General features: G+C 66.7%; 14 protein-coding genes. 7 read left to right on the forward strand and 7 right to left on the reverse strand.

Going from position 1 to position 14,913, the window contains the following annotated elements:
- Positions 1-61: 61 nt before the first annotated feature.
- Complete coding sequence (locus tag DIE03_RS28205) at positions 62-1,351, reverse strand: 4-aminobutyrate--2-oxoglutarate transaminase (RefSeq protein WP_185658234.1); 1,290 nt, start codon at positions 1,349-1,351, stop codon at positions 62-64.
- A gap of 119 nt (positions 1,352-1,470) precedes the next feature.
- Here DIE03_RS28205 and DIE03_RS28210 point away from each other — a divergent pair, with 119 nt between their 5' ends.
- Entirely contained in the window at positions 1,471-2,979 is a 1,509-nt protein-coding gene (locus DIE03_RS28210; RefSeq protein WP_124455535.1) for a PLP-dependent aminotransferase family protein, read from the forward strand.
- A 43-nt stretch (positions 2,980-3,022) separates the two neighbouring features.
- Here DIE03_RS28210 and DIE03_RS28215 read toward each other — a convergent pair whose 3' ends face one another.
- From DIE03_RS28215 to DIE03_RS28225, 3 genes are read right to left on the reverse strand one after another with little or no spacing between them, the layout of a single operon-like run.
- On the reverse strand, positions 3,023-4,513 hold the full coding sequence (locus DIE03_RS28215; RefSeq protein ID WP_124455536.1) for a YfcC family protein: 1,491 nt from the start codon (positions 4,511-4,513) through the stop codon (positions 3,023-3,025).
- A 29-nt stretch (positions 4,514-4,542) separates the two neighbouring features.
- The gene (locus tag DIE03_RS28220) at positions 4,543-5,316 is read right to left on the reverse strand and encodes an IclR family transcriptional regulator (RefSeq protein WP_124455537.1); all 774 of its coding nucleotides are present in this window, start codon (positions 5,314-5,316) and stop codon (positions 4,543-4,545) included.
- The gene (locus DIE03_RS28225) at positions 5,313-6,212 is read right to left on the reverse strand and encodes an N-formylglutamate amidohydrolase (protein ID WP_124455538.1); all 900 of its coding nucleotides are present in this window, start codon (positions 6,210-6,212) and stop codon (positions 5,313-5,315) included. Before DIE03_RS28225 ends, DIE03_RS28220 begins: the two co-directional genes overlap by 4 nt.
- A gap of 348 nt (positions 6,213-6,560) precedes the next feature.
- On the opposite strand from DIE03_RS28225, the gene DIE03_RS28230 reads away from it, so the two are divergent.
- Entirely contained in the window at positions 6,561-7,664 is a 1,104-nt protein-coding gene (locus tag DIE03_RS28230) for a porin (protein ID WP_185658235.1), read from the forward strand.
- A 33-nt stretch (positions 7,665-7,697) separates the two neighbouring features.
- Here DIE03_RS28230 and DIE03_RS28235 read toward each other — a convergent pair whose 3' ends face one another.
- A complete protein-coding gene (locus DIE03_RS28235) occupies positions 7,698-8,534 on the reverse strand; it encodes a DMT family transporter (protein WP_124455540.1) in 837 nt (278 codons plus the stop codon).
- A gap of 115 nt (positions 8,535-8,649) precedes the next feature.
- On the opposite strand from DIE03_RS28235, the gene selD reads away from it, so the two are divergent.
- The 3 genes from selD (at position 8,650) to DIE03_RS28250 (ending at position 11,690) form a co-directional block, all read left to right on the forward strand.
- Entirely contained in the window at positions 8,650-9,714 is a 1,065-nt protein-coding gene (gene selD, locus DIE03_RS28240) for a selenide, water dikinase SelD (protein WP_124455541.1), read from the forward strand.
- Positions 9,715-9,786: 72 nt separating this feature from the next.
- Complete coding sequence (locus tag DIE03_RS28245; protein ID WP_124455542.1) at positions 9,787-10,380, forward strand: LysE family translocator; 594 nt, start codon at positions 9,787-9,789, stop codon at positions 10,378-10,380.
- A 230-nt stretch (positions 10,381-10,610) separates the two neighbouring features.
- Positions 10,611-11,690, forward strand: coding sequence for a purine nucleoside permease (locus tag DIE03_RS28250; RefSeq protein WP_124455543.1), 1,080 nt, complete (start codon positions 10,611-10,613; stop codon positions 11,688-11,690).
- Positions 11,691-11,898: 208 nt separating this feature from the next.
- Here the strand turns inward: DIE03_RS28250 and DIE03_RS28255 are convergent, their stop codons facing one another.
- Both DIE03_RS28255 and DIE03_RS28260 read right to left on the reverse strand, forming a co-directional pair.
- Positions 11,899-12,192: a DUF4148 domain-containing protein gene (locus DIE03_RS28255; protein WP_124455544.1), complete on the reverse strand. Its 294-nt coding sequence runs from the start codon at positions 12,190-12,192 to the stop codon at positions 11,899-11,901.
- Positions 12,193-12,582: 390 nt separating this feature from the next.
- Positions 12,583-13,365 (reverse strand): response regulator transcription factor, encoded by a 783-nt coding sequence (locus tag DIE03_RS28260; protein WP_260434965.1) that lies wholly within the window; start codon positions 13,363-13,365, stop codon positions 12,583-12,585.
- Positions 13,366-13,594: 229 nt separating this feature from the next.
- On the opposite strand from DIE03_RS28260, the gene DIE03_RS28265 reads away from it, so the two are divergent.
- Positions 13,595-13,912 carry an H-NS family nucleoid-associated regulatory protein gene (locus tag DIE03_RS28265; protein WP_124455545.1) on the forward strand — a complete coding sequence of 106 codons (318 nt, stop codon included), beginning with the start codon at positions 13,595-13,597 and terminating at the stop codon, positions 13,910-13,912.
- A 297-nt stretch (positions 13,913-14,209) separates the two neighbouring features.
- Complete coding sequence (locus DIE03_RS28270) at positions 14,210-14,908, forward strand: hypothetical protein (RefSeq protein WP_124455546.1); 699 nt, start codon at positions 14,210-14,212, stop codon at positions 14,906-14,908.
- Positions 14,909-14,913 lie beyond the last annotated feature (5 nt).

The raw sequence follows: 14,913 nt of genomic DNA on the forward strand, positions 1-14,913 counted from the left end.
GAAAACGGCCGCCGCCGTCTTCACGACGGCGGCGGCGCATTCAGTTGAAGTGGGCGGGAACTCAGGCCGGCACGCCGACCGTTTCCTTCAGCACTTCCTCGAGGATCACGAGCGCTTCGTCGAACACGGCTTGCGGGATCGTCAGCGGGAACAGGAAGCGCACGACGTTCGAGTACACGCCGCACACGAGCAGCAGCAGGCCGCGCTCGAGCGCACGCGTCTGCACGCGCTTCGTGAACTCGGCATCCGGCTCGCCCGAACCGGGCTTCAGGAACTCGACCGCGATCATCGCGCCCGGGCCGCGCACGTCGGCGATCTGCGGCACGTCGGCCTGCAGTGCGTTCAGCTTCGCCTTCAGCACGTCGCCGAGTTGCGTCGCGCGGTCGCACAGCTTTTCTTCGTCGATGATCTCGAGCACCGCGTGCGCCGAGGCGACGGCCAGCGGGTTGCCCGCGTACGTGCCGCCGAGGCCGCCGGGCGCTGCCGCGTCCATCACGTCCGCACGACCGACGACGCCCGACAGCGGCATGCCGCCCGCGAGGCTCTTCGCCATCGTGATCAGGTCGGCCAGCACGTCGTAGTGCTGCATCGCGAACAGCTTGCCGGTACGCGCGAAGCCCGTCTGCACTTCGTCGGCGATCAACAGGATGCCGTGTTCGTTACAGATCTTGCGCAGCGCGCGCACGAATTCGGCCGGTGCCGCGTAGAAACCGCCTTCGCCCTGGACCGGTTCGAAGATGATCGCGGCGACGCGCTTTGGATCGATGTCGGCCTTGAACAGCATCTCGATCGCCTTGATCGAGTCGGCCGTCGTCACGCCGTGCAGTGCGTTCGGGTACGGGGCGTGGAACACGTCGCCCGGGAACGGGCCGAAGTTCAGCTTGTACGGGGCGACCTTGCCGGTCAGCGCCATGCCCATCATCGTGCGGCCGTGGAAGCCGCCCGAGAACGCGATGACGCCCGGACGGCCGGTCGCCGCACGCGCGATCTTGATCGCGTTCTCGACGGCTTCGGCGCCGGTCGTGAAGAACGCGGTCTTCTTCGGGAAGTCGCCCGGCGCGCGGTCGTTGATCTTCTCGGCCAGCTCGACGTACGACGCGTACGGGACGATCTGGTAAGCGGTGTGCGTGAAGTTGTTCAGTTGATCCGCGATCGCCTTGACGATCTTCGGATGGCGGTGGCCAGTGTTCAGCACCGCGATGCCGGCGGCGAAATCGATGAAGCGGCGGCCTTCGACATCCCACAGTTCCGCGTTCTCGGCGCGGGCTGCGTAGAAATCGCACATCACGCCGACGCCGCGCGGGGTGGCGGCGTTCTTGCGGGCCTGCAGGTCGGCATTCTTCACGGTCATCTCCTTGATGTTCTTTCCGGTGGGTAGAAATCGGGCGCCTTGGCAGCCCATGGAGGCGACTATAATCACATTTGGCTCTGGCAATCAGAGCCATTTCAATAAATATTCAGGAGCCAATCATGCGCGCGAGCGTGCTGTCGGACTGGCTGGCGCAGCGCCTCGTGCGCGGCGGCGAACAGCCGATCTACCGGCAGCTTCACCGGCTGCTGCAACAGGCAATCCTGTCGCGCGAACTGCCGGCCGGCACGCGCGTGCCGTCGTCGCGGCTGCTGGCTGCCGAACTCGGGATCGCGCGCAACACGGTCACGCAGGTTTACGAACAGCTTGCACTCGAAGGCTACGTGAACTCGGCGACCGGCCGCGGCACGTTCGTCGCCGACAGCGCGCCGGACGAAATCGTCGGCGCACCGCCCGACGCGGCGGCCGGCCCGGCCGTCGTGACGCCGTCCGCCCGGCGGCTGTCCGCGCGCGGCACGCGGCTCGTCGAAGGTGCCGGCGTGTCGAAGCGCCAGGGCGGCGCGTTCATGCCGGGCGTGCCCGATGTGTCGCGATTTCCGGCGCGCGTGTGGACGCGGCTGCACAACAAGTACTGGCGGCGCCTGCGCCCCGACCTGCTGACCTATGCGCCGGGCGGCGGGCTCGCGCTGCTGCGCGAGTCGCTGGCCGACTACCTGCGCACGTCGCGCTCGGTGCGCTGCACGCCCGAGCAGATCGTGATCACGACCGGCATCCACCAGTCGATCGATCTCGCGGTGCGGCTCTTGACCGATCCGGGCGACGCGATCTGGACCGAAGACCCGTGCTACTGGGGCGTGCGCAGCGTGCTGAACGTGTCGGGGCTGACCACGCGGCCGATTCCGGTCGACGACGAAGGCATCGCGCCGTCGGCCGCCGATCTCGCCGAACCGCCGAAGCTGATGCTCGTCACGCCGTCGCACCAGTATCCGCTCGGGATGGTGATGAGCCTCGCGCGGCGCCGGATGCTGCTCGAATACGCGCGCCAGCACGGCTGCTGGATCATCGAGGACGACTACGACAGCGAATTCCGCTACGGCAGCCGGCCGCTCGCGTCGCTGCAGGGGCTCGATACGGCCGGGCAGGTGATCTACGTCGGCAGTTTCGGCAAGACGCTGTTCCCGGGGCTGCGGGTCGGCTATCTCGTCGCGCCGGAGCCGCTCGCGGAAAGCTTCGCGACCGCGAGCGCCGAGCTGTACCGCGAAGGCCAGTTGCTGCAGCAGGCCGTGCTCGCGGAATTCATCGCGGAAGGGCACTTCGTGTCGCATATCCGCAAGATGCGCACGCTGTACGGGCAACGCCGCGAAGTGCTGCTCGACGCGGTTGCGCGCCGTTACGGCGACACGCTGCAAGCGCTCGGCAGCGATGCGGGGCTGCACCTGGTCACGCAACTGCCGGAAGGCGTCGACGATCGCGCGGTCGCGCAGGCCGCGCTGGAACGCAACATCGTCGTGCGGCCGCTGTCCGGCTACTACGCGGATCGCGAGCGCGCGGCATCGGGGTTGCTGCTCGGCTATGCGTGCGTGCCGGAGGACGAGATCGCGACCGCGTTCGCGACGCTCGCCGAGGCGATCGACGAGCGGGCGTTCGGCAAGGTGATCGAGGCGGCCTGAGCGGCGCATGTCGCTGCCGCGCGTGACGTAGCGCCGCCGAACCTCAATACCCGATCCACACCGCGAACGTCAGCACGACGCACGACAGCGCGAGCAGGATCGCGAACAGCGGCAGCACGAAGCGGATCCACGCGCCGAAGTCGACGCGTGCCGTCGCGAGATACGCGAGCAGCATGCCGGACGTCGGCGTGACGAGGTTCGTCAGCCCGCCGCCCAGCACGAACGCGAGCACCGACGTCTGGCCGCTTACGCCGGACAGCTGCGCGATCGGCCCGATGATCGGCATGCTGACCGCGGCCTTGCCCGACACCGACGGAATGAACACGTCGAGCACCATCTGCACGCCCATCAGCCCGTTCGCGACCCACACCGGCGACTGTCCGTCCGCGAGCCGCGTGAAGAAATGGATCAGCGTGTCGAGCACGAGGCTGTTCTGCAGCAGCAGTTCGACCGAAGCGGCGAGCCCCATCAGCAGCGCGGCGAGGATCATGTTCTTCATCCCGTCGACGAACGCGTCGGCCGCGCTGCGCGAATCGAGCCGGCCGATGACGGCCGTCGCGATACTCACGGCCGCGTAGAACGCTGCGAGTTCGACGTTGCCCCATTTCAGTTCGCGCGTGCCGTAGATCAGCATGGCGACGGCGGCGGCGAACACGACGAGCGTGGCCTTGTGGCGCAGCGACAGCTTCGCGGCCGCGTGCGCGGCGTGACCGGCGGCTGTTTGCCCGGCGCGATAGCCGGTGTTGCGCACATGGCGCAGCAGGTACAGGATGCCGATCGTCAGGAATACGACGAACACGGCGGCGCGCAGCGCGACGCCGCTGAACAGCGGCACGCCGACGAGCGGCTGCGCGACGGCGAGCGCGAGCGGGTTCGTGACCGACGCGATATAGCCGATCTTCGCGGCGAGGGCGACGAGCGCGACCGCGAACAGGTCGGAGAGCCCCAGGCGCCGCGCGATCACGACGACCATCGGAATGATCACGAGGTACTCGGAGATGAAGCCGAGCAGCGTGCTGCCGAGCCCGATCAGGATCATCAGCATCGGCGTCAGCAGGTACGCGTTGTTGCCGGTCAACTGCAGCAGCCGGTCGATGCCCGCATCGACGACGCCCGTGCGGCGCATCACGCCGAACATCCCGCCGACGAACATCACCATCACGATCAGCGGCGCGTTCTTCAACAGCCCCTGCGGCACCACGACGAACGCGGACACGAGGCTCGCCGGCATCGCCTGCGTGGGCGTGCTGTGGCTGACGGCCGGCGCGACGAGCGTCGACAGCGTCGTCGTCTTCGGCACCACATGATAGGTGCCCGGCACGACGAGCCGGCCGTTGCGCTCGAAGTGGCCGGCGTCGACGATCCACGTGAGCGCGATCGCGACGGCCAGTACCCACAGCATCATCACGACCGGGTGCAGCATCTTGCCGTGCGGATGCGGCACGTGGCCGGCGGGTGCGGCCGGATCGTCGGCCGCGCGCGTGGCGGGGGCGGCGCCGTGCGCGCCGGCCGGGTTCGGGGAAGGGGCGGACATCGGATCCTCGTCGAAGAAGGAGCGGGCCGTCAGGCCGGTTGCAGCGCGGCGCGCGCCGGGACGTAGCCGAGTTCGGCGGAAATCGCGTGGCTGCACGCCTGCAGGCGTTCGAGATAGTCGGGAATGTCGGCGTGGCTCACGCGTACCTCGGGGCCCGTCACGCTGACCGATGCAACCGTCGCGCCCGTCAGGTCGCGCACCGGCACGGCGATCCCGACTGCGCCGGGCGTTACCTCGCCGCTGCTCACCGCATAGCCCTTGCGCGCGACGGCGTCGAGTTCGCCGGCCAGCTTCGCCGGATCGTCGGCCTGCCCGTTGCGGCGCAGTTGCACGAGATATGCGTCGCGCACGGCATCCGGCGCGAACGCGAGCAGCACCTTGCCCGACGCGCCGAAGTGGATCGGCCGGCGGTTGCCGACCGCACCGACGGAGCGAACCGCGTGCGTCGTTTCGCAGCGTGCGACGCACACCGATTCGAGCCCTTCGCGCACGCGCAACACGATCGTTTCGTTGATCGCCTGGTTGAGCGCGAGCATGTGCCGGTGCGCGGCGCGCACGAGCGCGTTCTGCTGCGACGCGGCCACGCCGATCACGAACGCCTGCGGGCCGAGCGCATAGGTGGACGTGCGCGCGTCCTGTACGACGAAGCGGTGCAGTTCGAGCGTGCACAGCATCCGGTACGTGCGCGACTTGTTGATGCCGAGTTGCGACGCCAGCTCGGTCACGCCGAGGTTCGGGTGCTCGGCCACGTAGGTCAGCAGCTTCAGCGCGCTGTCGACGGCGTCGACGATGTAGGTCGTCATGCGAGGTCTCCCGACGACGCGATGCGCGTACGCACGTAATCGGCGAGCGCGTCGAGGTACGCGTCGACCGATCGCTTCAGTGCGGCGAAGCCTGCGTTCCTGGCGAACGCGGCTTCGTCCATGTACAGCGCGCGGTTGAATTCGATCTGGATGCCGTGGCGCTGCTGCGCCGGATCGGCGAGCGCGGTCAGCAGGTCGCCGCCCTGATACGGGTCGTTGATCCGCACGCGGTAGCCGGCGTCGGCGAACCATTGTGCGGTCCACGCGGTGAACGCCGGGTTGGCGGTCGACCCGCGCCGGTCGCTGACGACGACGTCCGGCCGCAGCGCGCCCGCGTCGACGTTCATCGCGTTGCCGCGCGACTTCATCGAATGGCAGTCGATGTGCCACAGCGCGCCGTGCGCGGCATGCAGCGGCTCGGCGATGCCGGCGAGCGCACGGCGGTACGGCAGGTAGTACGCGTCGATCCGGTGGCGCACTTCGGCGAGCGACAGCTTGCGGTCGTACAGCGGCACGCCGGGCAGCGCGTCGCGCCGGATCAGCCCCATCCCGCGCTGCGTGTACGGCTGCGGCGAAAGCGGCTCGGGCCACGGCTCGGCGAGCAGCGTTTCATCGATGTCGGTTTTCGCGCGGTTCGGATCGATGTACGCGCGCGGGAACGTCGCGGCGAGCAGCGTGCCGCCGCGTGCGGGCGCGCCGGCCCACAGTTCGTCGACGTAGGCGTCCCACGTCGTGCGGATCGCGTCGTCGGGCGCGACGGTCGCGAAGTCCGGCGGATACGCGATGCCGCTGTGCGGCGAGTCGACGACGATCGGCAGGGCCGGCACCGTCGGTGTCACGACGAAATACGCGGGCAATGCATCGGCAGTCGCGTTGTTGCAATTAAACGTCAGCATGGGGATCAGGTTCTTTACCTAGTTTCTCGAAGTATCTCGGGCGTTTGTTTTAATCATTAAAACAGCGTATCAATATTTCACAACGACTGAAAATCGCGGTCAAGGGCTTTTTGCGATACCGGGATTGCACGCCATGATCGGGCTGTAATGCCCGTCAGTATTGGATGTGTTTCATTCCTCGAAACGCCTGGTGATTCGGGGGTATTTGACTCCCGTGCGCGATTTTTGGCATCGCTTGACGCTTCAAATCACCGAATTCGACAATGAATAAGACGATGTTTTATTCAATAAAACACGTTTCGAGCGAAATAAATCGCTCCCCATATTCAATTGTTAAAAGGGTCGGAGATGAAACGAAAAGGGATGGCAGTCGTGCTGGCGGGTATCGCAACGGCGGCGGGTGCGATGCACGTGCATGCACAGTCGAGCGTGACGCTGTACGGCGTGGTCGATTCGGGGATCACGTACACGAACAACCAGAATGGCCACGCCGCATGGCAGGCGACCGGCGGCAACGAGCAGGGCACGCGGTTCGGGCTGTTCGGCAAGGAAGATCTCGGCGGCGGCACGCGCGCGGTGTTCCGGCTCGAGAACGGCTTCAACATCGAGAGCGGCGCCGCGAGCCAGGGCGGCCGGCTGTTCGGGCGCCGGGCCTACGTGGGGCTGGAAAACGACCGCTGGGGCACGCTGACGATGGGCCGCCAGTACAACGCGGCGCAGGAAGTGCTCGAGCCGCTGCAGATCGGCGCGACCACGGCGCTCACGCAGTACGCGCTGCATCCGTTCGACACCGACGACCTGAACAACACGTTCCGCACCAACAACTCGGTGCAGTACCAGACGCCTACGTGGTACGGCTTGCGTGCAGTCGGCCTGTACGGCTTCTCGAATTCGACGTCGTTCGCGCAGAACCGCGTGTGGAGCGTCGGCACGAGCTACGAAAACGGGCCGCTGCAACTCGGCGCGGCCTACGTGCGCGTCGATCATCCGGCCATCGACACGACCGGCGCGGCGGCGTCCGACAACTACTACACGTTCATCAAGGGCGTGACGCGCCAGCAGATCTGGGGCGCGGGCGGCGCGTATGCGTGGGGCGCCGCGACGTTCGGGCTGCTGTACACGAGCTCGCTGTTCAACCTGCAGACGGGCGGTGCGATGCGCTTCAACAACTACGAGGGCAGCGTGCGCTACCTGATGACGCCCACGCTGCAATTCGCGCTCGGCGAAACCTATACGCAGGCGCTCGCGTCGCAGGGGCCGAAGCCGAGTTCGCACTACCTGCAGACGAGCGTCGGTGCGCAGTATTTCCTGTCGAAGCGCACCGATATCTACGTGAATGCGTTTTACCAGCGCGCATCGTCGAACGCGGTGGCCGCGATCGAAGGGATCTCCAACCCGTCGAGCACGCGCACGCAGATCGTCGCGGTGACCGGCATCCGCCACAAGTTCTGACGCGGCGGCAGGCCCAGGGTGCGCGCTGCCCGCTTAAAGCCGGATCAGCGCCGCGCCGGCCACCACCAGCGCGCACGCGGCGAGCCGCTGCGCGCCGGGCCGCTCGCGCATCACGAACCAGCCGATCGCGACCGCGAAGATCGAGCTCGTTTCGCGTAGCGCCGATACCGTCGCGACCGGCAGGTGCCGGTACGCGAGGATCATGATCCCGTAGGCGGCAAGCGAGATCGTGCCGGCGATCGCACCCTGCACGAGCGCGGTGCGCGACGCGAGTACCGCGCGCGGGCCGCCGCGCAGCGCGCAGACGAGCACGAGCTGCGGCACGCTCCACAGCAGGTACACCCACGCGATGTAGCCGAGCGCGCTGCCGGAAATGCGCGAGCCGATCCCGTCGCAGATCGAATACGCGGCGATGAACACGCCGGTGAGCAGCGCATACGGCACGCCTTCTCCGGAGAACCGGAAGCCGCGCCGCAGCGCGAGCGACATGATGCCGAACGACACGAGCGCGATGCCCGCGAAGCCGAACGGCGTCGGCCGCTCGTGCAGCAGCGCGAGCGCCAGCACCGATACGAGCAGCGGCGCGAGGCCGCGCGCGATCGGATAGATCTGCCCGAACTCGCCGCTGCGGTACGCGCGCGCCAGCGTGAAGCAGTACGCGACCTCGAGCGCGGCCGAGGCGGCGATGTACGGCCACGCGGCGGGTGCCGGCACGGGCAGCAGCGCGGCGCCGGCGGCGCCGAACGCGAGATACGGCAGCGCCATCGTGCCGAGCTGGACGAGCCGGTCTTCGCTGACATGGAGGAAGGCGTTCCAGATGGCGTGCAGCAGCGCGGAGCACAGCACGAGGCCGATGAACAGGTGATCCATGAACGAAGGTGCGGACGGAGGCGGGAGCGGGGCAGCGCCGTCAATTATGTGGGTATCCGGCGCGCACGCACGGAATTGTCGATAATAGAACGTTGTTATTCACCGGATGCCGACGATGACCGAAGCCACCCAAGCCCAGCCTGCCGTTCCGCGCCTCACGAGCCTGTCGCACGGGGGCGGCTGCGGCTGCAAGATCGCACCGGGCGTGCTGTCCGAGCTGCTGAAGCGCGCGACGCCGCCCGCGCTGTTCCCGGACCTGCTGGTCGGCACCGAGACGTCCGACGACGCGGCCGTCTACCGGCTCAACGACGAGCAGGCGATCGTCGCGACCACCGATTTCTTCATGCCGATCGTCGACGATCCGTTCGACTTCGGCCGCATCGCGGCGACCAACGCGCTGTCCGACGTGTATGCGATGGGCGGCAAGCCGATCCTCGCGCTCGCGCTGGTCGGCATGCCGATCAACGTGCTGCCGCACGAAACGATCGCGGCCGTGCTGCGCGGCGGCGAATCGGTGTGCGCGGACGCCGGCATTCCGGTCGCGGGCGGCCATTCGATCGATTCGGTCGAGCCGATCTACGGGCTCGCGGCGATCGGCGTCGTGCATCCGTCGCGCGTGAAGCGCAATGCGGCCGCGCGTGCGGGCGACGTACTCGTGCTCGGCAAGCCGCTCGGCGTCGGCGTGCTGTCGGCCGCACTGAAGAAGAACCAGCTCGACGCCGACGGGTACGCGCAGATGGTCGCGACGACCACCAAGCTGAACCGGCCGGGCGCGGAGCTGGCCGCATTGCCGGGCGTGCATGCGCTGACCGACGTCACGGGCTTCGGGCTGCTCGGCCATACGCTCGAACTGGCGCGCGGCGCGCAGCTGACCGCACGCGTGCACTATGCGTCGCTGCCGTGGCTCGCCGGCGTCGAGACGTTCGTCGCCGATGGCGTGTTCACCGGCGCGTCGGGCCGCAACTGGGCCGCATACGGCACCGACGTGCGGCTCGCCGACGGCCTGCCGCCTGTCGCGCAGGCGCTGTTGACCGATCCGCAGACGTCGGGCGGCCTGCTCGTCGCGTGCGCGCCGGACGCGGTCGACGACGTGCTCGCGTGTTTCCGTGCCGACGGTTTCGACCGCGCGGTCGTGATCGGCGAGATGGTGGACGGGCCCGCACGCGTCGACGTCGCCTGACGCTCGATTCACACACCGGATCGTTTTGGCGTCGCTAGAATCGATGCCTTTCCTCGAAGGCATCGACGACCGGTGAACGACTTCCTGTTCGGGCTGATGATCGCGCTGTCGGTCGGGCCCGTCGCGCTGATGATCGCGAACTACGGCATGCGCGCCGGCACGGCGACCGGCGTGCGCGCGGCAATCGGCGTGGCCACCGCGGACGGCTGCTATGCGGTCGTCGCGTTCACGATCGGCGCGCTGCTCGCAAGTACGCTCGCGTCGCATCTGTCGCTGTTCCGTATCGTCGGCGCATGTGTGTTGCTCGCGATGGGCACGCGGATGCTGTGGCAGGCACTGCGTGACCGGCGCCGCACGCTCGATGGCGACGCATCGCCGCCGCCGGGCGATCGCCCGTTCATGTCGATGTTCTTCGTCACGCTCGCTAACCCGCTGACCATCCTGCTGTTCTACGGCTACGCAACGGCTGCCGCCGGCGCGCACCGGCACTGGCTGCTCGGCGCCGCTTGCGTGTTCGCGGGCAGCCTCGCGGGTCAGCTCGTGTTCGCGTTCGGCGGCAGCGCGATCGGTCGTTTCGTGAAATCGCCGCGGTGGCTCGCGGCGAGCCACGTGGTCGCCGCACTTGTCGTGCTCGGTTACGGCGTCGCGGGGCTGATGCGCGTGTAGTACCGTACGAAACGATTGACGTCGCACCTGGCGACCAACCCGATAGCATTCCTGATGTTTGCAATACGGCGGCGAACGCGTGCATTCCATCACGCAACACGCGTCCATTCGCACGAAACACCGCGGGCCGTTTCGTAGTCGGGTTCCGCATTGCGTACGCCCGTTCTATACTCCCTCGCGCAGTCTCCGACAGCCGTTCTCACCCAACATCATCGAAACAAGGAACGCCGATGCTGACTCGCTCCATTCTTTCTGCTGCTGCATTCTCGCTCGCAGCCTGTGCCACTGCGCCGTCGATCGCGCAGGACAACCAGGGCAACAATGCGGGCAACAACGCATTCGCCGAGACCGGTGCACAGGGCCGCCCGGTCAAGGTCATGATCATCACGATGTTCGGTCCGGAGGGCCAGGCGTGGCTCGACCGGCTCGGCCCGTGGCGTGACATCACCGTGCCGGGCCTGTCGCCCGACTACCCGGCCGTTCACTGCAACAAGCAGGACGTGTGCGTCGTGACGACCGGCATGGGCTATGCGAACGCGTCGGCGACGATCATGGCGCTCACGTTCTCGCAGCGCTTCGATCTGCGCCGCACGTATTTCCTGATCTCCGGCATCGCGGGCGTCGACCCCGCGCAAGGCACGGTCGGCTCGGCCGCGTGGTCGAAGTACCTCGTCGATTTCAGCCTGCAGTGGGAGCTCGATGCGCGCGAGATTCCGGCCGGCTGGAATACGGGCTTTCTCGGCATCAACACGAAGAGCCCGAACGACAAGCCGCCGCTCGACTATCGCACCGAAGTGTTCCAGCTCAACCCGCAGCTGACCGACGCGGCGGTCGCGCTGTCGCGCAACGTCGTGCTCGCCGACAGCGCGCAGGCACAGGCCGCGCGCGCGAAGTTCACGTATGCGCCGGCGAACCGGCCGCCGACGGTGATCCAGTGCGACACGTCATCGGGCAACACGTGGTTCTCGGGCACGCTGATCGGCGAACGCGCGCGGCAGTGGACGAAGATCCTGACCGACGGCAAGGGCACCTATTGCATGACCGCGCAGGAAGACAACGCGACGTATGAAGCGCTCAAGCGTGCGGCGAGCGTGAAGCGGGTCGACCTGTCGCGCGTCGCGGTGCTGCGGACGGGTTCCGATTTCGACCGGCCGTATGCGGGGCAGACGAGTGCCGACAACCTGCTGAACTACGCGGACCAGGGCGGCTTCGCCCCGGCGACCGAAAACCTGTACCGCGCGGGCAATCCGCTCGTGCAGGACATCGTCACGCACTGGGGCGAATGGCGCGACGGCGTGCCGCGCCGGTGAAATCCACGCGACATCTCAGTCGAGGGTCAATGCGAATGCGGCGCGGAACGGAACGGCGTCCAGACCGGCGTGGTGTCGTCCCAGTGATCGAGCGGCGAAGGAAGTTGATCGTTCATCATGTACTCCTGCAACTAACTGACTCAACGAGTCGTCGATAGGTGTGTCGCGACGCCGCGCGCGGGGCAACCCGCTGCGCGGCGTTGCACTTTTACCGGCCCCCGCCGGCGAGCTGGTTGCTTTCCGGCGTCGGGCGATACGGGCCTTGCGCGAGCTCGATTCCTTGCGGATACGAAGTCGCCTTGCGCAGGTACGCGAGCGTGCCGTCCTTGCGTGCCTGTTCGACTTCCGCACTCACTTCGGCGCGCGTACGCGGGCCGTTGTGTTGCGAGTACCACGACGTGTTGCCGTAGTCGCCGGCGTGCGGCGTGCCCGAATCGGCGAAGGCCGGGGCGGACACGGCGAGCGTGAGAGCGAGGGCGGAGAGAAGATGGCGGCGGTTCATGGCTAACTCCTAGAGATGTCGGAGCTGGCGCCTGAGCGTTTACTCCGGTCCCGCCAGGCGGGATCTGTTCGATGCGCAACGAGGTGCGCGACAGGGTTTACTCTAGGTATCTGTTCCGTCGCGATAAATGCGGCAGATGCGAATTGAATTGTCGCCGTACCGAAACAATTGGAATCCGCACACGCAGTGAGGACATGCGCACGGCCTTGCCTGGCGGCGCCGACAGCGGGATACCGCAGGTCGAACGGAGCGCGCCGCGACGATCGGTGCGAGTGCAGCAACAGTCCTTTGCGCACGATGGCACGATGGCACGATGCCGCGGCCGTGCCGTTCGGCGCGCGTCGTGCCGACGGGAGCGGCCAGCTACGCCGCACGCTGGTGGGTGGCGGGTCAGATCGCTTCGAGCCGGTAGCCCAGCGTATAGACCGCGCTGAGGCGCACGCCGTTCGACGGCTGCAGCGCGAGCTTCATGCGCAGCCGGTAGATATGCGTGTCGAGGCTGCGCGACACGCCTGCCATGTCGCGCCCCCAGAGTGACCGAATCAGCGCGTCGCGCGGCATGATGCGCCCGGGATTGCGAAACAGCAGCACGGCGAGATCGAACTCGCGCGGTGTCAGCTTGACCGGCACGCCGTTCAACAGCGCGGTGCGCGTCGTCGTGTCGATCACGTAGCTGCCGAGATTGAGCACGTTATGCCGGCTGTTGCCGCCGTGATAGGCGCGCCTCAGCAATGCATTGCTCCGTGCCAGCAGTTCGAACCGGTTGATCGGCTTGACCATGTAGTCGTCCGCCCCCGCGTTCATCGCGGAGAAGATCTCGTCCTCGCGCATGCGGTTGGTCAGAAAAAGGATGGGCAGGCGGCCACCGATGCGTTCGCGCGTCCACTGAAGTACCTCGAATCCGGACATGCCGGGCACCTGCCAGTCGAGAATCAGCAGATCGACCACCGAACTCTCAAGGTGACGAATGGCCTGGTTTCCGTTACTCACCGCATGCACGCGATAGCCGGCCATTTCCAATATCGAGGCGATCAATTCGACATAGGCGGGATCATCCTCGAGATAGAGGACGTTCATATACGTCTCCTTCGATGTTGACCGGAGCGATCGGGCCGTATCGTGCGTCCAGGCGGGAACGGACGATCCGACGCGACGCGCGATGATCGGCAGCACGTAATTTGCCGCGATATGCGCGTCGATGCGCCGGAAAAATTGTCAACGATTTTGAACGTTGGAAATGCGCGAATGTGGGGCAATAACTCAATTTTCGACGGATGGATGGAGGGAGTGAGGCCAGTTTTTGTTGACAAACGTTGTCAATGTGCGCGAACGACGCGATTACGCTTGATCGTGTCGGCAGCAGGTCGGCGCAACGACAGGAACGAACGATTCGGGAGCGGGCATGTTGATTTACAAGTCGTATGTGGAAAAAAAGGCACTCCTCGAAACACAACTGGAGCGGGAGCGCCTCGCCATTGCGGCGACGGTGCTGCTCGAGGTACGGCGTTGCGTCGAGGAGTTCGGTTTCACGCCGAACGAAATTTTTCCCGGTGACGGCGGTACACCCTCAAGAAAACGTCGCGCGAAATACGTCAATCCGGATACGGGCCAAACGTGGTCAGGCGTCGGCCGTGAGCCGACATGGTTGCGGGGGCAGGATCGAAGCCGGTTCGCGATCGATGCGCCGGCGGGTGATTCGAATCAATCTGAGCATTCCTGACGATGTGATGGGCGGCGAATGAGTGCATGGATACGGGCGACGTGACAACGCGGCCGCTTCGCGGTAGTCCGCCTGCGTGGTACACCGGCCATCCGCAGTGCAACCCGCAGCACAAACCGTTTGCCGGCTCGACCGCTCCGATGAACTCATCCGGAGCGGCACGCTGTTACGAATGGTACCGGTTCCATGTCGGACATATTACATTTTCATTGTGACATTTAGTGAAGCAGATCAATTTCGTGCCGACAACGAGCGCACGACGTGGGTCGGCAACGGGGAGTTCGTATGAATGATGCAATGGCCGATCGTGATCGCGTCGGGCTGTGGCCCGAGCCCGTGTGCGTGGGTATCGGCGTGACGCACGAGACGCTCGAGATGTGTATTTGGTCGCTGAGCGTGATTTTCGGCTACCGGAACGAGACGTTCGGCATCGAGTCGCTGGCTGATGCGATCGCCGCATGGGCGCCCGCGCTCATCGTGCTGGAATCGGCCGGCGGGGCCGAGCATGAGGTGGCGTGTGCGCTTCAGGCGCTGCGATTGCCGCTTGCCATCGTCAAGCCGCATCAGGCGCGGGACTGGCTGCCGGATTCGGCGACGCTACCACTCGACGGAAAAGGGGCGCGGGCGCGCCTTCTGGCGGCGCTCGCCGATGCGCTGGACCGGCATCCGTCGGGCGGGCGCCTCGTCGAGCCGCTGTCCGATCCGCAACTGGCGCACGTGCAGGCCCTGGTTCAGCGGCGACGTCAACTGGCGCGCATGCACATCGCGGAATATCAACTGCTGACGTTGTGTCACGCGAGCGTGCGTAGTGGCATCGTGCAGACGATCGCCTTCCTGAAACACCAGATCGCGGTGGTCGATCGCCATTGCGCGCGGCATGTGAACACGCAGCGCGTCGAGTTCGCGCGGCTGCTGGCGCACGAGGTGCGGCCGGGCCGCGTCGCGCGTCACGTGCAGGTCGGTGCGTTCATCCGGCGGAACTGGCGGGCGAAGTGACGCGG

The organism is Burkholderia sp. Bp8992 (genome assembly GCF_003853705.1).
GTDB lineage: Bacteria > Pseudomonadota > Gammaproteobacteria > Burkholderiales > Burkholderiaceae > Burkholderia.